This window comes from Pseudomonas wenzhouensis (assembly GCF_021029445.1).
Classification (GTDB): Bacteria; Pseudomonadota; Gammaproteobacteria; order Pseudomonadales; family Pseudomonadaceae; genus Aquipseudomonas; species Aquipseudomonas wenzhouensis.
This window is the reverse complement of sequence record NZ_CP072610.1, coordinates 3,375,036-3,392,689: the sequence shown is the minus strand read 5'-3', so window position 1 is coordinate 3,392,689 and position 17,654 is coordinate 3,375,036. Positions and strand designations below refer to the sequence as shown.

19 protein-coding genes and 1 pseudogene are annotated in these 17,654 nt (G+C 62.8%); 16 read left to right on the top strand and 4 right to left on the bottom strand.

Annotated features, from left to right (window positions below):
• Positions 1-139 precede the first annotated feature (139 nt).
• From purL to J7655_RS15660, 3 genes are all read left to right on the top strand, one after another.
• Positions 140-4,036, top strand: a complete 3,897-nt coding sequence (purL, locus tag J7655_RS15670) for a phosphoribosylformylglycinamidine synthase (RefSeq protein ID WP_230925236.1) — start codon at positions 140-142, stop codon at positions 4,034-4,036.
• 140 nt (positions 4,037-4,176) lie between these two features.
• Positions 4,177-4,446: a CDGSH iron-sulfur domain-containing protein gene (locus tag J7655_RS15665; RefSeq protein ID WP_179591790.1), complete on the top strand. Its 270-nt coding sequence runs from the start codon at positions 4,177-4,179 to the stop codon at positions 4,444-4,446.
• 156 nt (positions 4,447-4,602) lie between these two features.
• A complete protein-coding gene (locus J7655_RS15660) occupies positions 4,603-4,920 on the top strand; it encodes a YqfO family protein (RefSeq protein ID WP_181565078.1) in 318 nt (105 codons plus the stop codon).
• Positions 4,921-5,042: 122 nt separating this feature from the next.
• On the opposite strand, the gene J7655_RS15655 is transcribed toward J7655_RS15660, so the two are convergent.
• Both J7655_RS15655 and J7655_RS15650 read right to left on the bottom strand, forming a co-directional pair.
• Complete coding sequence (locus J7655_RS15655; RefSeq protein WP_179591792.1) at positions 5,043-5,546, bottom strand: L,D-transpeptidase family protein; 504 nt, start codon at positions 5,544-5,546, stop codon at positions 5,043-5,045.
• Positions 5,547-5,564: 18 nt separating this feature from the next.
• Positions 5,565-6,119, bottom strand: coding sequence for an NUDIX hydrolase (locus tag J7655_RS15650; protein ID WP_230925235.1), 555 nt, complete (start codon positions 6,117-6,119; stop codon positions 5,565-5,567).
• Positions 6,120-6,267: 148 nt separating this feature from the next.
• On the opposite strand from J7655_RS15650, the gene J7655_RS15645 reads away from it, so the two are divergent.
• From J7655_RS15645 to J7655_RS15625, 5 genes and pseudogenes are all read left to right on the top strand, one after another.
• Entirely contained in the window at positions 6,268-6,873 is a 606-nt protein-coding gene (locus tag J7655_RS15645) for a CoA pyrophosphatase (RefSeq protein ID WP_147810020.1), read from the top strand.
• 12 nt (positions 6,874-6,885) lie between these two features.
• Complete coding sequence (locus J7655_RS15640) at positions 6,886-7,410, top strand: gamma carbonic anhydrase family protein (protein ID WP_230925234.1); 525 nt, start codon at positions 6,886-6,888, stop codon at positions 7,408-7,410.
• On the top strand, positions 7,403-7,597 hold the full coding sequence (locus J7655_RS15635) for a DUF1289 domain-containing protein (protein ID WP_230925233.1): 195 nt from the start codon (positions 7,403-7,405) through the stop codon (positions 7,595-7,597). Before J7655_RS15640 ends, J7655_RS15635 begins: the two co-directional genes overlap by 8 nt.
• Positions 7,598-7,618: 21 nt before the next feature.
• Positions 7,619-8,800: a formate-dependent phosphoribosylglycinamide formyltransferase gene (purT, locus tag J7655_RS15630; protein WP_230925232.1), complete on the top strand. Its 1,182-nt coding sequence runs from the start codon at positions 7,619-7,621 to the stop codon at positions 8,798-8,800.
• Positions 8,797-9,531, top strand: a pseudogene (locus J7655_RS15625) (SGNH/GDSL hydrolase family protein). Before purT ends, J7655_RS15625 begins: the two are co-directional and overlap by 4 nt.
• Here J7655_RS15625 and J7655_RS15620 read toward each other — a convergent pair.
• Positions 9,503-10,789 (bottom strand): HlyC/CorC family transporter, encoded by a 1,287-nt coding sequence (locus J7655_RS15620; protein WP_230925231.1) that lies wholly within the window; start codon positions 10,787-10,789, stop codon positions 9,503-9,505. The pseudogene J7655_RS15625 and the gene J7655_RS15620 sit on opposite strands and share 29 nt — an antisense overlap.
• Positions 10,790-10,798: 9 nt before the next feature.
• The gene (locus tag J7655_RS15615) at positions 10,799-11,599 is read right to left on the bottom strand and encodes a cytochrome C assembly family protein (protein ID WP_230925230.1); all 801 of its coding nucleotides are present in this window, start codon (positions 11,597-11,599) and stop codon (positions 10,799-10,801) included.
• Between the two features lie 157 nt (positions 11,600-11,756).
• On the opposite strand from J7655_RS15615, the gene ffh reads away from it, so the two are divergent.
• From ffh to dsbC, 8 genes are all read left to right on the top strand, one after another.
• Positions 11,757-13,136, top strand: coding sequence for a signal recognition particle protein (gene ffh, locus J7655_RS15610; RefSeq protein WP_230925229.1), 1,380 nt, complete (start codon positions 11,757-11,759; stop codon positions 13,134-13,136).
• Between the two features lie 181 nt (positions 13,137-13,317).
• Positions 13,318-13,569: a 30S ribosomal protein S16 gene (gene rpsP / locus J7655_RS15605; protein ID WP_230925228.1), complete on the top strand. Its 252-nt coding sequence runs from the start codon at positions 13,318-13,320 to the stop codon at positions 13,567-13,569.
• 8 nt (positions 13,570-13,577) lie between these two features.
• Complete coding sequence (gene rimM / locus J7655_RS15600; RefSeq protein ID WP_230925227.1) at positions 13,578-14,114, top strand: ribosome maturation factor RimM; 537 nt, start codon at positions 13,578-13,580, stop codon at positions 14,112-14,114.
• Between the two features lie 5 nt (positions 14,115-14,119).
• Complete coding sequence (gene trmD, locus J7655_RS15595; protein ID WP_230925226.1) at positions 14,120-14,863, top strand: tRNA (guanosine(37)-N1)-methyltransferase TrmD; 744 nt, start codon at positions 14,120-14,122, stop codon at positions 14,861-14,863.
• A 42-nt stretch (positions 14,864-14,905) separates the two neighbouring features.
• Complete coding sequence (gene rplS, locus J7655_RS15590; protein WP_003246155.1) at positions 14,906-15,256, top strand: 50S ribosomal protein L19; 351 nt, start codon at positions 14,906-14,908, stop codon at positions 15,254-15,256.
• 81 nt (positions 15,257-15,337) lie between these two features.
• Positions 15,338-15,766: an acyl-CoA thioesterase gene (locus J7655_RS15585; RefSeq protein WP_143511205.1), complete on the top strand. Its 429-nt coding sequence runs from the start codon at positions 15,338-15,340 to the stop codon at positions 15,764-15,766.
• Between the two features lie 75 nt (positions 15,767-15,841).
• Positions 15,842-16,738, top strand: a complete 897-nt coding sequence (gene xerD, locus J7655_RS15580) for a site-specific tyrosine recombinase XerD (protein WP_230925225.1) — start codon at positions 15,842-15,844, stop codon at positions 16,736-16,738.
• 118 nt (positions 16,739-16,856) lie between these two features.
• The gene (gene dsbC, locus J7655_RS15575) at positions 16,857-17,585 is read left to right on the top strand and encodes a bifunctional protein-disulfide isomerase/oxidoreductase DsbC (protein ID WP_230925224.1); all 729 of its coding nucleotides are present in this window, start codon (positions 16,857-16,859) and stop codon (positions 17,583-17,585) included.
• Positions 17,586-17,654: the final 69 nt, after the last annotated feature.

The window sequence follows — 17,654 nt, the reverse complement described above, 5'->3', positions numbered from 1 at the left end:
GCCATATCTCGACAGCGCAGCGCTTCTCTGCTAGCGCTCGCCCGTCTCGAAAGCATCCGGTACGGGTGCTGCGAGCGCGGCTTTAGGCTAGAATGCACGGCCTCCAAGTACACACTCTTGCCCAGAGGCTGTCCCGACGATGTTGATTCTGCGCGGCGCTCCCGCCCTTTCCGCTTTCCGCCATGGCAAATTGCTTGAGCAACTGACCAGCAAGGTGCCGGCCGTGACCGGGCTGTACGCCGAGTTCGCGCATTTCGCCGACGTGACGGGCGTGCTCAACGCCGATGAAGAGCAAGTGCTGGCGCGGCTGCTCAAATACGGCCCGAGCGTGCCGGTGCAGGAGCCCAGCGGCAAGCTGTTCCTGACCATCCCGCGTTTCGGCACCATTTCGCCCTGGTCGAGCAAGGCCAGCGACATTGCTCGCAACTGCGGCCTGAGCAAAATCCAGCGCCTGGAGCGCGGTATCGCTTACTACGTCAGTGGTGACCTGAGCGAAGCCGACAGCGCCGCCGTCGCCAGCCTGCTGCACGACCGCATGACCCAGCTTGTTCTGAATGCGCTGGAGGATGCTGCCGCGCTGTTCAGCCACGCCGAGCCCAAGCCGCTGACCGCCGTGGACGTACTCGGCGGTGGCCGCGCCGCGCTGGAGCAGGCCAACCAGGACCTGGGCCTGGCCCTGGCCGAGGACGAAATCGATTACCTGGTCAAGAGCTTCAATGACCTGGGGCGCAACCCGCACGACATCGAGCTGATGATGTTCGCCCAGGCCAACTCCGAGCACTGCCGCCACAAGATCTTCAATGCCAGTTGGGACATCGATGGCGAAAGCCAGGACAAGTCGCTGTTCGGCATGATCAAGAACACCTACCAGATGCACAGCGAAGGCGTGCTGTCCGCTTACAAGGACAACGCCTCCGTCATCGAAGGTTTCACCGCCGGGCGCTTCTTCCCCAACCCTGAGACCCGCCAGTACGGCGCGGTGCAGGAGCCGGTGCACATCCTGATGAAGGTGGAGACGCACAACCACCCGACCGCCATCGCCCCGTTCCCTGGTGCCTCCACCGGCTCCGGCGGCGAGATTCGTGACGAAGGCGCCACCGGTCGTGGTGCCAAGCCCAAGGCCGGTCTGACCGGCTTCTCGGTTTCCAACCTGAACATCCCCGATTTCCTCCAGCCTTGGGAAAAGCCCTACGGCAAGCCTGAGCGCATCGTCAGCGCGCTGGACATCATGATCGAAGGCCCGCTGGGCGGCGCCGCGTTCAACAACGAGTTCGGTCGCCCGGCGCTCAATGGTTACTTCCGTACCTTCGAACAGGCTGTCAGCAGCCCGCGCGGTGAAGAAGTGCGCGGTTACCACAAGCCGATCATGCTCGCCGGTGGCCTCGGCAACATCCGCGAAAACCACGTACAGAAGGGCGAGATCTCGGTCGGCGCCAAGCTGATCGTGCTCGGCGGCCCGGCCATGCTCATCGGTCTGGGTGGCGGCGCCGCTTCCTCGATGGCCACCGGTGCCAGCTCGGCCGACCTGGACTTCGCCTCGGTGCAGCGCGAGAACCCGGAAATGGAGCGCCGCTGCCAGGAGGTCATCGACCGCTGCTGGCAGTTGGGCGAAGCCAACCCGATCAAATTCATCCACGACGTCGGCGCTGGCGGTATCTCCAACGCCCTGCCGGAGTTGATCAACGATGGTGGTCGCGGTGGCCGTTTCGAACTGCGTAACGTGCCCAACGACGAGCCGGGCATGGCCCCGCACGAGATCTGGTGCAACGAGTCGCAGGAACGCTACGTGCTGTCGGTCGATGCGGCCGACTTCGAGCGTTTCCAGGCCATCTGCGAACGCGAGCGTTGCCCCTTCGCCGTGGTCGGCGAGGCCACCGCAGAGCCGCACCTGACCGTGACCGACAGCCATTTCAGCAACACCCCGGTGGACATGCCGCTGGAAGTGCTGCTGGGCAAGCCGCCGCGCATGCACCGCAGCGTCAGCCGCGAAGCGGAACAGGGCGATGACTTCAACGCCGCCAGCGTCGACATCGAAGAAGCGCTGGGCCGCGTGCTGCGTCACCCGGCAGTGGCCAGCAAGAGCTTTTTGATCACCATCGGCGACCGCACCATCACCGGCCTGGTGGCTCGCGACCAGATGGTCGGCCCCTGGCAGGTGCCGGTCGCCGACTGCGCGGTGACCGCCACCAGCTTCGACGTCTACACCGGCGAAGCCATGGCCATGGGCGAGCGCACGCCGCTGGCGCTACTCGACGCACCGGCTTCCGGCCGTATGGCCGTCGGCGAGACCATCACCAACCTGGCCGCCGCGCGTATCGGCAAGCTGTCCGACATCAAACTGTCGGCCAACTGGATGGCTGCCGCCGGCCATCCGGGCGAAGACGCCCGCCTGTACGACACCGTCAAGGCTGTCGGTATGGAGCTGTGCCCGCAGCTTGGCATCACCATCCCGGTCGGCAAGGACTCCATGTCCATGAAGACCCGCTGGCAGGAAGAGGGCGTCGACAAGAGTGTGACCGCGCCGCTGTCGCTGGTCATCTCAGGCTTCGCTCCGGTGCAGGACATCCGCCAGACCCTGACCCCGCAGCTGCGCATGGACAAGGGCGAGACCGATCTGATCCTGATCGACCTCGGTCGCGGCCAGAATCGCATGGGCGCCTCGATCCTGGCGCAGGTCTATGCGCAGATCGGCCAGCAGGTGCCGGACCTCGACGACGCCGAAGACCTCAAGGCCTTCTTCGCCGTGATTCAGGGCCTCAACGCCGACGGCCACCTGCTGGCTTACCACGACCGCTCCGACGGTGGCCTGCTGACCACCGTGCTGGAAATGGCCTTTGCCGGCCATTGCGGCCTGTCGCTGAACCTCGACGCGCTGGCTGATGACGCTTCCGAGCTGCCGGCCGTGCTGTTCAATGAAGAGTTGGGCGCGGTGATCCAGGTGCGCCAGGACGCCACCCCGGAAGTGCTGGCGCAGTTCAGCGCCGCCGGTCTGGACGACTGCGTCGCCGTGATCGGCCAGGCGGTGAACAACGGCGAGGTCAGCATCAGCTTCAATGGCGAGCCGGTATTCGCCGGCGAGCGTCGTCTGCTGCAGCGCCAGTGGGCCGAAACCAGCTACCGCATCCAGCGCCTGCGCGACAACGCCCAGGGCGCTGACCAGGAGTTCGACCTGCTGCTGGAGGAGGACAACCCCGGTCTGTCGGTCAAGCTCGGCTTCGACGTCAACCAGGACATTGCCGCCCCCTACATCAAGAAGGGCGTGCGTCCACAGATGGCGATCCTGCGTGAGCAGGGCGTCAACGGTCAGGTGGAAATGGCTGCCGCGTTCGACCGCGCCGGTTTCGCCGCCATCGACGTGCATATGAGCGACATCCTGGCTGGCCGCGTCAGCCTGGAAGAGTTCAAGGGCCTAGTGGCCTGCGGCGGCTTCTCCTACGGCGACGTGCTGGGGGCGGGCGAGGGGTGGGCCAAGTCGATTCTGTTCAATGCCCGTGCCCGCGACGGTTTCCAGGCCTTCTTCGAGCGCAAGGACAGCTTCGCCCTCGGCGTGTGCAACGGCTGCCAGATGATGAGCAACCTGCACGAGCTGATTCCGGGTACCGAGTTCTGGCCGCACTTCGTGCGCAATCGCTCGGAGCAGTTCGAGGCGCGTGTGGCCATGGTGCAGATCCAGGAATCGGCGTCGATCTTCCTGCAGGGCATGGCCGGTTCGCGCATGCCGATCGCCATCGCCCACGGCGAAGGCCATGCCGAGTTCGAAAGCGAGGAGGCGCTGCTGGAGGCCGATCTGTCCGGCACCGTGGCCCTGCGCTACGTCGACAACCACGGCAAGGTCACCGAAGCCTACCCGGCCAACCCCAACGGGTCGCCGCGCGGCATCACCGGCCTGACCAGCCGCGACGGTCGCGTGACCATCATGATGCCGCACCCGGAGCGCGTGTTCCGCGCCGTGCAGAACTCCTGGCGCCCGGACGAGTGGCAGGAAGACGGCGGCTGGATGCGCATGTTCCGCAACGCCCGAGTGTGGGTGGACTAAAAGCGGCCGCGTAGCGGCCTTCTGCTGACCCTCTCCCGCTTGCGGGAGAGGGGGGCGGGGCACGTAGCCCGGATGCAATCCGGGGGCAGTTTCCTTCGCACCATGAACCCGGACTTCATCCGGGCTACATGGGCCCGACGATGGCCGATGATCCGCTACACACCCTTCCTGAAGTCCGCCTGGTCAAACCCGGTGAGACCCATCGGCTGTGCCGCTGCGGGCATTCCCCCGAGATGCCTGACTGTCCACCCGGCTGCGCCCAATCCCTGATCCTGCAACCCAAGCGCGAGCAGCGTCTGCTGCTGTGCCGCTGCGGCCGCTCCGCAAGCCTGCCTTACTGCGATGGCAGCCATAATCCGTCAGCACCCGGCATCACCGACAAGTGGCGACGTTTTTTCGGCGGAAGTTGAGAACGCAGTGCCTTCGGCAAGGGTCGAAAGCAGCGTATCGCTGGATGCAACGTATGGATTTGTGCGGGCGATCTCAAGATAAGTGAATGGCGAAATGGCATCATATCGGCGTCATGGCTTGTCTGTTGTTCGGTTGCCCATTTTGCGGAGAACTTGATGTACAAACTGTGTTTCTACGTGCCGGAAGCCCATCTGGAGCCGGTGAAAAAGGCGGTGTTCGCCGCCGGCGGCGGGCGCATCGGGCTGTATGACAGCTGCTGCTGGCAGGTGTTGGGCCAAGGTCAGTTCCGCGCTCTGGAAGGTAGCCAGCCGTTCATCGGGCAGGTCGGCAGTGTCGAGCAGGTTGCCGAGTGGAAAGTGGAAATGGTCGTTGCCGACGAGTTGATCCACGATGCCGTCAAGGCGCTGAAGAAGAGCCATCCCTATGAGACGCCGGCGTTCGATGTCTGGCGTTTGTCCGATCTGCAGTTTTGAATCACCTCAGATAAGGCCTGCAGCGCAGTCTTTGTAGGAGCCCCGCCCCAGGGCGAAGCGGTTCGGTGCTGTGCCGTCCAGTTCGCGGCGGGGCGCCGCTCCTACAGGTTGAATGCTTGGGTTCAGGGCCTGATTTCGATCAGCGTGCCATCCTTGACCAGGCTCCACACCTCGCGCATGTCGTCGTTCTTCATGGCGATGCAGCCCTCCGTCCAGTCGAGGGTGTGGAAGAACCACTCCGGATATTCCTCGTCCAGCGGCGTGCCGTGGATCATGATCATGCTGCCCGGCGGTACCCCGGCTTCCTTGGCCTTGGCCAGGTCGCGTGCGTTGGGGTAGGAGATGTGCAGCGACAGCTGGTACTTGTCGCTCGGCTTGCGCCAGTCGATCCAGTAGAAGCCTTCCGGCGTGCGCAGGTCGCCTTCGCGCTGCTTGGCGCCATTGGGCTGTTTGCCGAGCGAGATGCGGTAGGACTTGATGGTTTCGCCGCGCTGTTGCAGATGCAGTTTACGTTCGGATTTGAGCACCAGTACCTTGTCCACGGTGCGGCTGCTTGGCGCTGGCGAGGTGCTGGCCAGGGCGTTGAAGCTGAGGGTCAGGCAAAGCAGGGGCAGCAGCCAGCGCATCGGGATCGTCCGCAAGGGTCAACGGGGTGTGTAGTGTGCACGCAGTGCTTCGAGTGGCTCATTGCGTACCGGGAAGGCATTTTGCCGACGGTCGGCGAAGAAGCATTCTAAGGTACGGCCGATTGTCGGGAAAGCCAGCTCTGACCAGGGAATTTCGTTCTCCGCGAACAGGCGAACTTCCAGGCTCTCCTCGCCGACGGCGAAGTCCAGATCGACCAGTTCGGCGCGAAACAGCATGTACACCTGGCTGATGTGCGGCAGATCGAACAGCGTATAGAGGCTCAGGTCACGCACGCGAGCGCAGGCTTCTTCCAGGGTTTCGCGCGCCGCCGCCTGCTCGATGGTCTCGCCGTTTTCCATGAAGCCGGCCGGCAGCGTCCAGTAGCCTCGGCGCGGCTCGATCGCGCGGCGGCACAGCAGCACCTGCTCGCGCCATACCGGCAGGCAGCCGGCGACGATGCGCGGGTTGTCGTAATGCACGGTGGCGCAATGACCACAGACATGGCGCATACGGTTGTCACCCTGGGGAATCATGCGGGTGACCGGGTTGCCGCACTGGCTGCAGAATTTCATGCCGCTTCCTCTTCTCTTGCCACTATCTTGGTCGTCTGGACATTGGCCGGCAAGCCCGCAATTACGGCCGGCTTGTCCTGTTTCAGGGTTGGGCGCCTGCTTGCTTTCATGCCATGATGCCTGGCAAAACAAGACTCCGAGTATGCCCATGCTGGACGAGTTGCTCCATCGCGTGCGCGGTTACAGCCCGCGCCCTCTGGAGACCGAGCGCAGCTTCCCCGAGGCGGCGGTGCTGGTCCCGATTACCCGCAGCGATGAACCCGAGTTGGTGCTGACCCTGCGCGCCAGCGGTTTGTCGACCCACAGTGGCGAGGTTGCCTTTCCCGGTGGCCGGCGTGACCCCGAAGATCGTGATCTGGTGCATACCGCCCTGCGCGAGGCCGAGGAAGAAATCGGCCTGCCGCCCGGATTGGTCGAAGTGGTCGGGCCGCTCAGCAGCCTGGTGTCGCGGCATGGCATCCGGGTCACGCCCTATGTCGGTGTGGTGCCCGATTACGTCGAGTACAAGGCCAACGATGCCGAGATCGCCTCGGTGTTCCAGGTGCCGCTGGCGTTCTTCCGCTCCGACCCGCGCGAGATGACCCATCGCATCGATTACCTCGGGCGTAGCTGGTACGTGCCGTCCTACACCTATGGTGAATACCGTATCTGGGGGCTCACCGCGATCATGGTGGTGGAGTTGGTCAACCTGATCTTCGACGATGCACAGATCGCCCTGCACCAGCCGCCCGAACACTTCATCCACCTGCGCTGAGGATTAACCACCATGAAATACCGTCTGGGTAGCGCCCGTGTCGACGCCCATCCTGACAGCTGGGTCGCGCCAAGCGCCGACCTGATCGGCAAGGTTCGCCTGGAAGCTGGTGCCAGCGTCTGGTTCGGTGCCGTGCTGCGCGGCGACAACGAGCTGATCCACATTGGCGAGAACAGCAACGTGCAGGATGGCAGCGTGATGCACACCGACATGGGCTTTCCGTTGACCCTGGGCAAGGGCGTCACCGTCGGTCATAACGTGATGATGCATGGCTGCACGGTCGACGATTACAGCCTGATCGGCATCAACGCGGTGATTCTCAACGGCGCCAAGATCGGCAAGTACTGCATCATCGGCGCCAACAGCCTGATTCCCGAAGGCAAGGTGATCCCCGATGGCAGCCTGGTCATGGGCAGCCCGGGCAAGGTGGTGCGCGAGCTCACCGAGCAGCAGAAGCAGATGCTGGAGGCCAGCGCTGCGCATTACGTCCATAATGCGCAGCGCTATGCCCGAGAGCTGGTTGTTGACGATGAATGACGAGAAACCCGTGCGCTCGCCCTGTGTGCACGTGTGCGCGCTGGACGAGCAGGATATTTGCCTGGGCTGCCAGCGCACCGCTGACGAAATCACCCGCTGGGGCCGCATGGACAATGCCGAGCGCCGCGTGGTGTTGCAATGCTGCCTGGAGCGCGCCCGCGCTTCGGGTCTTTTAATGCCTTCCTGATTCACTGTTCGAGGAATCCTCATGCCCCGTATTGGAACCCCTTTGTCGTCGTCTGCGACCCGTGTGCTGCTGTGTGGCTGCGGTGAGCTTGGCAAGGAAGTGGTGATCGAGCTGCAACGCCTGGGTTGCGAAGTCATCGGTGTCGATCGTTATGCCAATGCGCCGGCCATGCAGGTGGCGCACCGCAGCCACGTCATCGACATGCTCGACGGCGCAGCCCTGCGTGCCGTGATCGAGAAGGAACAGCCGCACTACATCGTGCCGGAAATCGAGGCCATCGCTACTGCCACCCTGGTCGAGCTGGAGGCTGAAGGCTTCAACGTAGTGCCGACCGCGCGCGCCGCGCAGCTGACCATGAACCGCGAGGGCATTCGCCGCCTGGCGGCCGAAGAGCTGGGCCTGCCGACCTCGCCGTATCACTTTTCCGATACCTATGAGGATTACGTCGCAGCGGTGAAATCCGTTGGCTACCCCTGCGTGGTCAAGCCGATCATGAGCTCTTCCGGCAAGGGCCAGAGCGTGCTCAAGAGCGACGCCGATCTGCAGCGCGCCTGGGACTACGCCCAGGAAGGTGGGCGCGCGGGCAAGGGGCGGGTGATCGTCGAGGGCTTCATCGACTTCGACTATGAAATCACCCTGCTTACCGTGCGCCATATCGGTGGCACCAGTTTCTGCGCGCCGATTGGCCACCGTCAGGAGAATGGCGACTATCAGGAATCCTGGCAGCCACAACCGATGAGTCCGAAGGCGCTGGCCGAGTCCGAGCGCGTGGCGCTGGCGGTGACCGAGGCGCTGGGCGGGCGTGGCCTGTTCGGCGTCGAGCTGTTCGTCAAGGGCGATCAGGTATGGTTCAGCGAAGTCTCGCCGCGCCCGCACGACACCGGCCTGGTGACGCTGATCTCCCAGGAGCTGTCCGAGTTCGCCCTGCATGCCCGCGCCATTCTCGGCCTGCCGATTCCAGTGATCCGCCAGATGGGGCCGTCGGCGTCGGCGGTGATTCTGGTGGAGGGCAATTCACAGCAGGCCAGCTTCGCCAACCTCGGCGCTGCGCTGAGCGAGGAAGACACGGCGCTGCGCCTGTTCGGCAAACCCGAAGTCAAGGGCCAGCGCCGCATGGGCGTGGCGCTGGCGCGTGACGAGTCCATCGAGGCGGCGCGTGCCAAGGCGCTGCGCAGCGCGCAAGCGGTTCGCGTCCAGCTGTGAGCCGGCATGCGCTGTGGTGGCTGGCGACTGTGCCACTGCTGCCATTGGCGCTGCCTCTGGCTTTGCATACCCGGCGCACGGCGGTGCGTCTACCGATTGCGCAGGGCGAGCCGAACGGCATCGCTGCTGCGCATTTGCCGGGTGAACCCCTGCGTCTGCTGCTGATCGGTGAGTCGACCGTGGCAGGCGTTGGTGTCACGCATTTTGATCAATCCCTGGCCAATTGCCTGGCTGTCGCCCTGGCCGAGCGTCTGGGGCGACCGGTACGCTGGCGCGCCTGTGGCGAGAACGGTATTACCGCCTCTGAGGCGCATGAGCGCTTGCTGCCATTGGCGTTGGCTGAGCCGGCGGATTTGGCGCTGCTGGTGTTCGGCGTCAACGATACCACCCACCTTACGCCGAGCAGGCGCTGGCAGCAGGCGCTTGCTGCGATGGTCGATGCACTGGGCGGACGTGGCTGTCGCGTGGCGTTCAGCGCTGTGCCGCCGTTGCAGCATTTCAGCGCCTTGCCCTGGTTGCTGCGGCAGTTGCTGGGCTGGCGGGCCAGCTTGCTGGATTGTGAGTTGCAGCGCCTGGCGCAACGTCTGGGCGCATTGCATTGCCAGTTGGATATACCGTTCTAGCCAGCCTATCTCGCCGAGGATGGTTATCATCCCTCGGCATTGGGCTATCGATGCTGGGCCGATGGTCTGGCCGAGCGCCTTACTCCGGCGCTGCCGGGCTCGGCTTGATCTTATCCACCTGCCACACGCGTACGCTTTTCACCCGGTTTTCCGCCGCCTGGAGAATCTCCAGGCGATAGGGGCCGATCCGCAGGCACACGCTGCTGTCGGGGATGCTTTCCAGCGCTTCGGTGATCAGGCCATTGAGGGTCTTGGGGCCGTCGCTGGGCAGATGCCAGCCGAGGGTCTTGTTCACTTCGCGAATATAGGCGGCGCCATCGATGACCAGAGTGCCGTCTGCCTGGGGATGGATATCGGGGCTGCGCAGGCTGCTCTGATTGCTGAAGTCGCCGACGATCTCTTCGAGGATGTCTTCTAGGGTGACGATGCCGATCACGTCGCCATATTCATCGACGACGATGCCGATGCGCCGCTTCTGCTTCTGGAAGTTGATCAGCTGGGTCGCCAGCGGTGTGTTTTCCGGGATGAAATAGGGCGTGTTGCAGGCGGCCAGCAGGGCGTCCTTGGTCAGCTGGTTGTGGCTCAGCAGGCGGGCGATCTGGCGCATGTGCACCACGCCTTCGACCTGGTTGATATCGCCGCGATACACCGGCAGGCGAGTATGCGGCGTGCTGCGCAAGTGACTGACGATGGTCTCCAGATCATCCTCGAGGTCGATGCCGGCCACTTCGTTGCGCGGGATCATGATGTCATCCACCGTGACCCGCTCCAGATCGAGGATGCCCAGCAGCATGTTCTGGCGATTGGCTGGCAGCTCCGAGCCGGATTCGCGTACCACGCTGCGCAGTTCCTCGGTGGACAGGCTGTCGCTGACGCGCTCGGCTGGATCAACGCCGAACAGGCGCAGCAGCCCATTACTGATGGCGCCGGTCAGCCAGACCACCGGGTAGAGCACGCGCAGCAGCAGGCTCAGCACGCGGCTGGCAGGGAAGGCCACCAGTTCCGGGCGTAGGGCGGCGAGTGTCTTGGGGGTGATCTCGCCGAAGATCAGCACGACGATGGTCACGCCGGCGGTTGCAATGGCGATGCCGGCCTCGCCCCAGAGGTTGACTGCCAGTACGGTCGCGATGGAAGCAGCGAGAATGTTGACCACATTGTTGCCGACCAGGATGGTGCCGAGTAGGCGATCCGGGCGGTCCAGCAGGCGAGTGACGCGCTTGGCACCGCTGTGTCCTTCCTTGGCCAGATGCTTGAGCCGGTAGCGATTGACGCTGAGCATGCCGGTTTCCGAACTGGAGAAGAACGCCGAGCAGAGGATGAGAAAAACCAACAGGCCGAGCAGGTAGCCCGAGTGAATGTCGTCCACGACTCTGCCTCAGATATGCAGGATGAACTCGCGTACCAGCTTGCTGCCGAAATAGGCCAGCATCAGCAGGCAGAACCCGGCAAGGGTCCAGCGAATGGCCTTGTGCCCGCGCCAGCCGAGCTGATGACGGCCCCACAGCAGCACGGCGAACACCACCCAGGCGAAGCAGGACAGGAAGGTCTTGTGCGCCAGGTGCTGGGCGAACAGGTCATCGATGTACAGCGCACCAGACAGCAGCGACAGCGACAGAAGCAGCCAGCCGGCGAAGAGAAAACCGAACAGCAGGCTTTCCATGGTCTGCAGCGGCGGGAAGTTGCGGATCAGCCCTGACGGGTGCTTGTGCTTGAGCTGATGGTCCTGCACCAGCAACAGCAGTGACTGGAATACGGCGATGGTCAGCATGCCGTAGGCCAGAATCGAAAGCAGGATGTGAGCGAGAATGCCTGGGTGCTCGTCAATCGGGCTGATGGTGCCGCTGGGCATGAACTCCGCCGCCAATACCGTCAGGGTACCGAGCGGGAACAGCAGCAACAGCAGGTTTTCTACCGGTATGCGTGCACAGGCCAGCAGAATCAGGGTAATGACTGCGCAGGCAATCAGGCTGGCAGCATTGAAGAAGTCCAGATTGAGACCGTGCATATCGTATAGCTGGTAGAACAGGCTGATGCCATGCAGGCACAGGGCGAGCACGCCGAGCGATACCAGCAGGCGTTTGTCAGGGATGCTGCGCTGGGTCAGGCGCAGGCCTTGGTAAGCGGCGGCGCCGGCATAGAGGAGGGCGGCGGCGAGGCTGGGCAACAAAGGGTGCATAAATCCGTATAAGGCGAGCCCGAAAGGCGCTGAGTGTGGCACAGATGGGCGTCGGCACGAAAGACTGCCGGCGGTGTCGGTGGCTCGGGGACTCCGCTATAATCCGCCGCCTGTCGCACACCCGGCGCGCCGGGTCGCACCTATCAAAGGAACGCGCATGTTCGAAAATCTTACCGATCGCCTGTCCCAGACGCTGCGTAATGTCACGGGCAAGGCCAAGCTGACCGAAGACAACATCAAGGATACGCTGCGCGAAGTGCGCATGGCCCTGCTCGAGGCCGACGTGGCTCTGCCGGTGGTCAAGGACTTCGTCGGCAAGGTCAAGGATCGCGCCGTCGGCACCGAAGTCTCCAAGAGCCTGACGCCGGGCCAGGCCTTCGTGAAGATCGTCCGCGCCGAGCTGGAAGAGCTGATGGGCGCGGCCAACGCGGATCTGGCGCTGAACGCTGCGCCGCCCGCCGTGGTGTTGATGGCCGGTCTGCAAGGGGCGGGCAAGACCACCACCGCCGGCAAGCTGGCCAAGTTCCTCAAGGAGCGCAAGAAGAAGTCGGTGCTGTTGGTGTCGGCCGACGTCTATCGCCCGGCGGCAATCAAGCAGCTGGAAACCCTGGCGGGTGATCTGGGTGTCACCTTCTTCCCTTCCGATGCCAGCCAGAAGCCGGTGGACATCGCCAATGCGGCGATCCGCGAAGCCAAGCTTAAGTTCATCGACGTGGTTATTCTCGATACCGCCGGTCGCCTGGCTGTCGATACCGAGATGATGGCCGAGATCCAGGCGCTGCACGCGGCAGTCAATCCGGTCGAGACCCTGTTCGTGGTCGACGCCATGACTGGCCAGGATGCTGCCAATACGGCCAAGGCGTTCGGCGAAGCGCTGCCGCTGACCGGTGTGGTGCTGACCAAGGTCGACGGCGATGCCCGTGGCGGTGCGGCCCTGTCCGTGCGCCATATCACCGGCAAGCCGATCAAATTCATCGGTATGGGCGAGAAGAGCGACGCACTCGAGCCTTTCCACCCGGATCGTATCGCTTCGCGCATTCTCGGCATGGGCGACGTGCTCAGCCTGATCGAGCAGGCCGAGCAGACCCTCGATCGTGAGAAGGCCGAAAAGCTCACCAAGAAGCTGAAGAAGGGCAAGGGCTTCGATCTCGAAGACTTCCGTGATCAGTTGCAACAGATGAAGAACATGGGTGGGCTCGGCGGCCTGATGGATAAGCTGCCGTCCATCGGCGGCGTCAATCTGTCACAGATGGGCAATGCCCAAGGCGCGGCCGAGAAGCAGTTCAAGCAGATGGAAGCCATCATCAATTCGATGACCCCGGCCGAGCGCCGTGACCCGGACATCATCAGCGGCTCGCGCAAGCGCCGCATCGCAATGGGTTCCGGTACCCAGGTGCAGGACATCGGGCGCTTGATCAAGCAGCACAAGCAGATGCAGAAGATGATGAAGAAATTCACCGCCAAGGGTGGCATGGCCAAGATGATGCGTGGCATGGGCGGCATGCTGCCCGGTGGCGGCGGGATGCCGAAGTTCTAGAAAAGTGGCGGCAGGCTGTAGGTTGCGGGCCTCAGGCTATGCTTTGGGTCTGCGTTGCAATTGCCTTCAGCCTGCCGCTTGCAGCCTGCCGCATAAGCTCTTAGAATATGCGGCCTTTCGGGCCCAGGCCCATTTTTAATGTGTGCCTCAAGTTAGCACCGACAACAGGAACGATGTTCTCATGGTAACTATTCGTCTCGCTCGTGGCGGCTCCAAAAAGCGCCCCTTCTACCACCTGACCGTGACCAACAGCCGCAATGCGCGTGACGGTCGTTTCATTGAGCGTATCGGTTTCTTCAATCCGGTCGCCTCGGGTGCTGAAGTCAAGCTGTCCGTCAATCAAGAGCGTGCTGCCTACTGGCTGAGCCAGGGTGCACAGCCGTCTGAGCGCGTTGCTCAGCTGCTCAAGGAAGCTGCCAAGGCTGCTGCCTAAGCGCTTTTATGAGTACGACGCCGGCCGTCGCCGAGGATCTGATCGTTCTCGGCAAGATTGTTTCGGTGCACGGCGTCAAGGGTGAAGTGAAGGTCTATTCCTTTACCGATCCCATCGATAACGTGCTCGATTACCACCGCTGGACGCTCAAGCGTGACGGTGAGGTAAAAAAAGTGGAACTGGCCAGCGGCCGCCTTCAGGGCAAGGTGCTGGTTGCCAAGTTGAAAGGTCTGGATGATCGCGAAGTCGCGCGTACCTACGCCGGTTTCGAGATCTGCGTACCGCGTAGCGAGCTGCCGGATCTGGAAGAAGGCGAGTTCTACTGGTACCAGTTGCAGGGCTTGAAGGTCATTGATCAGGCAGGGCAGTTGCTCGGTGTGGTCGACCACCTGTTCGAGACTGGTGCCAATGATGTGATGGTGGTCAAGGCTTGCGCAGGCAGCCTGGATGATCGCGAACGCTTGCTGCCCTACACGGATCAGTGCGTGCTCTCGATCGATCTGGCAGCTGGCGAGATGCGGGTCGACTGGGATGCGGATTTCTAAGGCTCATGCGCGTAGAAGTCATCACCCTGTTCCCGGAAATGTTTGCTGCCATCGGCGAGTACGGCATCACCAGTCGTGCGGTGAAGCAGGAGCTGCTCAAGCTCACTTGCTGGAATCCGCGGGACTACACGACGGATCGTCACCATACGGTGGATGACCGCCCCTTCGGCGGTGGTCCGGGGATGGTGATGAAGATCAAGCCTCTTGAGGATGCCCTGGCCAGTGCCAAGCAGGCCGCGGGGGAGTCGGCGAAGGTGATTTACCTGTCGCCGCAGGGTCGACGCCTGAATCAGGCGGCGGTTCGTGAGCTGGCGCAGGAAGATGCACTGATCCTGATCGCTGGTCGTTATGAAGGTATCGACGAGCGTTTCATCGAAACGCATGTCGATGAGGAGTGGTCGATTGGCGACTACGTCCTGTCCGGCGGTGAGCTGCCGGCCATGGTGCTGATCGATGCGGTAACGCGCCTTTTGCCTGGTGCATTGGGTCATGCCGATTCGGCCGAGGAGGACTCCTTTACGGATGGCCTGCTCGACTGCCCGCACTACACCCGCCCGGAGGTGTATGCGGATAAACGTGTTCCCGAGGTGTTGCTTAGTGGCAACCACGAACACATCCGGCGCTGGCGTTTGCAGCAGTCCCTTGGTCGGACCTGGCAACGCCGCGCTGATCTTCTGGATAGCCGCTCGCTTTCTGGAGAAGAGAAAAAGCTGCTGGAGGAATACATCCGCCAGCGGGACGATAGTTAACGTATCGATGACGGGCCGGGAGGCTTGTCTTAGGAGCGCAGCATGACCAACAAGATTATCCAGATGCTCGAAGCCGAGCAGATGAACAAAGAAATCCCGACTTTCGCACCGGGCGACACCGTTGTAGTGCAAGTGAAAGTGAAGGAAGGCGACCGTCAGCGTCTGCAGGCCTTCGAAGGCGTGGTAATCGCCAAGCGTAACCGCGGCCTGAACAGCGCCTTCACCGTGCGCAAGATCTCCAGCGGTGTTGGTGTTGAGCGTACCTTCCAGACCTACTCGCCGCTGGTCGACAGCCTGAGCGTCAAGCGTCGCGGTGACGTGCGCAAAGCCAAGCTGTACTACCTGCGCGACCTGTCCGGCAAAGCCGCGCGCATCAAGGAAAAGCTGTCCTAAGTTCGGACGCTTCTCTGACAAAAGCAGCCCACGGGCTGCTTTTGTCGTTTCTGGCCTCCAGTAATCATCAGTGGTAATGGCATGACCCCAAGAGAGCAAGAGATTCAGCGGCGCATCGCGCTGTCGGAAACCCGCGTGACCAAGGCGGTGTTTCCGCCGACCACCAATCATCACAACACCCTCTTCGGCGGCACCGCGCTGGCCTGGATGGACGAAGTGTCGTTCATCGCTGCTACGCGTTTCTGTCGTTTGCCGCTGGTGACGGTGTCCAGTGATCGCATCGATTTCAAGCATGCGATACCCGCCGGCTCCATCGTCGAATTGGTCGGGCGGGTGATCAAGGTGGGCAACACCAGCCTCAAGGTGGAGGTCGAGGTGTTCGTCGAGGGGCTGTATCAGGAAGGGCGCGAGCGGGCGATCAGTGGCAGTTTCAGCTTCGTCGCCGTCGATGAGCAGCAGAGGCCGGTGCCGGTCCTGCCTGGCTTCGTTGACGAGCTGCGGCCTGCCTGATCCTCAGGCTGGCCTGCTGGTGCGTCGGGTGTGGGCTGTGGAACACTTGGCTGCCGTGTAATTGAAGGTCAATCGATGCCTGCGCTGAATCACCCTCTTATCGAGCGCTTCCTTGAGGCGTTGTGGTTGGAAAAGGGCCTGTCGGCCCACACTCGGGCCGCCTATCGCAGCGATCTGGAGCACTTTAATGCCTGGCTCGATGAGCGGGGGGTGGCGTTGCAGCATGTCGGGCGCGATGCTCTTCTCGATCACCTGGCCTGGCGTCTCGAGCAGGGCTATCAGGCGCGATCCACGGCGCGTTTTCTCTCCGGGGTGCGCGGTTTCTACCGTTTCCTGCTGCGTGAATCACTGATCAGTGAAGACCCGACCTTGCAGGTCGAGTTGCCGCAGATCGGTCGGCCACTGCCCAAGTCACTGTCCGAAGCGGATGTCGAGGCGCTGCTGCAGGCGCCTGATCTGGATGACCCTATTGGTTTGCGTGACCGCGCAATGCTCGAAGTGCTGTATGCCTGCGGCTTGCGTGTCACTGAGTTGGTGAGTCTGACCCTGGAGCAGGTCAATCTGCGTCAGGGCGTGCTGCGGGTGTTCGGCAAGGGCAGCAAGGAGCGTCTGGTGCCATTGGGCGAAGAGGCCATCGCCTGGATCGAGCGTTACACGCGCGAGGCACGTCCGCTGTTGCTCGGTGGCAAACCCGGCGATGTGCTGTTTCCCAGTCTGCGTGGCGAGCAGATGACCCGGCAGACCTTCTGGCACCGCATCAAGCACCAGGCGCAGGTCGCCGGTATCAGCAAAGCGTTGTCACCGCACACGCTACGCCACGCTTTCGCCACGCACCTGCTCAATCACGGCGCCGATCTGCGCGTGGTGCAGATGCTGCTGGGGCACAGTAACCTGTCCACCACGCAGATCTACACCCATATCGCACGTGCCCGTTTGCAGGAGCTGCATGCGCAGCACCACCCGCGTGGCTGATGCGCTTGCGGAATGGGGACCGTTGGCTGAGCCATCTGCTAGCTGGTCGGCTGTCCGGTGCTGCATCTGTGGTAGGCTGTTACGATTTTCAACGGTCCGTCGTTCGACAGGAGTATTCATGTCCCTGACCCGTATTTCCCTGGCTCTGGCACTTGTGCTGGGCAGTAGCGCCGCCCTGGCTGCCGATCCTGATCAGGCCATTCGCCAGTCGCTGAAGTCGCTCGACGCCAATTTGCCGATCGAGGCGATTGCCGAAAGCCCGTTGCCGGGTATCTATCAGGTGCAGCTGGAGGGCGGCCGTCAGCTCTATACCAGTGCCGATGGTCAGTTCCTGATCCAGGGTTATCTGTTTCAGGTCAAGGACGGTAAGGCCGTCAACCTGACCGAGCTCGAAGAAAGCCGCGCGGTGGCCAAGCAGATCAATGCCATTCCGGCCAAGGAAATGGTGGTGTTCGCGCCGAAGGCGCCGAAGACCCATATCACCGTGTTCACCGATACCGACTGCGGCTACTGCCAGAAGCTGCACAGTGAAGTGCCCGAGCTCAACCGTCTGGGCGTCGAAGTGCGTTATGTCGCCTTCCCGCGCCAGGGCCTGAACAGCCCGGCGGCCAAGGAACTGGTCAATGTCTGGTGCGCCAAGGATCAGCAGGAGGCGATGAACCGCGCCAAGACCCGCCAGAGCGTAGCCGATGCCTCCTGTGACAACCCGGTGGCCAAGCAGTACCAGCTCGGCCAGATGATCGGGGTCAATGGCACGCCGGCTATCGTGCTGGCCAACGGCAAGATGATTCCGGGCTATCAGCCGGCGCCGCAGTTGGCCAAAATAGCTTTGGAGTCAAACGACTGAGCGCCGATTGACTAACAAACAGCCGCTTCGTAAGGTGCGGCTCTTTATCTGCGGCCGGAGCATGCTCCG

Bases quoted from the DNA above. Each gene is read 5' to 3' on its own strand.
- J7655_RS15650 (WP_230925235.1), bottom strand. From the start codon at position 6,119: ATGAAATTCTGCAGCCAGTGCGGCAACCCGGTCACCCGCATGATTCCC.
- rimM (WP_230925227.1), top strand. From the start codon at position 13,578: ATGAGTACGACGCCGGCCGTCGCCGAGGATCTGATCGTTCTCGGCAAG.
- trmD (WP_230925226.1), top strand. From the start codon at position 14,120: ATGCGCGTAGAAGTCATCACCCTGTTCCCGGAAATGTTTGCTGCCATC.
- rplS (WP_003246155.1), top strand. From the start codon at position 14,906: ATGACCAACAAGATTATCCAGATGCTCGAAGCCGAGCAGATGAACAAA.
- ffh (WP_230925229.1), top strand. From the start codon at position 11,757: ATGTTCGAAAATCTTACCGATCGCCTGTCCCAGACGCTGCGTAATGTC.
- xerD (WP_230925225.1), top strand. From the start codon at position 15,842: ATGCCTGCGCTGAATCACCCTCTTATCGAGCGCTTCCTTGAGGCGTTG.
- J7655_RS15635 (WP_230925233.1), top strand. From the start codon at position 7,403: ATGAATGACGAGAAACCCGTGCGCTCGCCCTGTGTGCACGTGTGCGCG.
- J7655_RS15665 (WP_179591790.1), top strand. From the start codon at position 4,177: ATGGCCGATGATCCGCTACACACCCTTCCTGAAGTCCGCCTGGTCAAA.
- purT (WP_230925232.1), top strand. From the start codon at position 7,619: ATGCCCCGTATTGGAACCCCTTTGTCGTCGTCTGCGACCCGTGTGCTG.
- J7655_RS15585 (WP_143511205.1), top strand. From the start codon at position 15,338: ATGACCCCAAGAGAGCAAGAGATTCAGCGGCGCATCGCGCTGTCGGAA.
- J7655_RS15615 (WP_230925230.1), bottom strand. From the start codon at position 11,599: ATGCACCCTTTGTTGCCCAGCCTCGCCGCCGCCCTCCTCTATGCCGGC.
- rpsP (WP_230925228.1), top strand. From the start codon at position 13,318: ATGGTAACTATTCGTCTCGCTCGTGGCGGCTCCAAAAAGCGCCCCTTC.
- dsbC (WP_230925224.1), top strand. From the start codon at position 16,857: ATGTCCCTGACCCGTATTTCCCTGGCTCTGGCACTTGTGCTGGGCAGT.
- J7655_RS15660 (WP_181565078.1), top strand. From the start codon at position 4,603: ATGTACAAACTGTGTTTCTACGTGCCGGAAGCCCATCTGGAGCCGGTG.
- J7655_RS15640 (WP_230925234.1), top strand. From the start codon at position 6,886: ATGAAATACCGTCTGGGTAGCGCCCGTGTCGACGCCCATCCTGACAGC.
- purL (WP_230925236.1), top strand. From the start codon at position 140: ATGTTGATTCTGCGCGGCGCTCCCGCCCTTTCCGCTTTCCGCCATGGC.
- J7655_RS15645 (WP_147810020.1), top strand. From the start codon at position 6,268: ATGCTGGACGAGTTGCTCCATCGCGTGCGCGGTTACAGCCCGCGCCCT.
- J7655_RS15655 (WP_179591792.1), bottom strand. From the start codon at position 5,546: ATGCGCTGGCTGCTGCCCCTGCTTTGCCTGACCCTCAGCTTCAACGCC.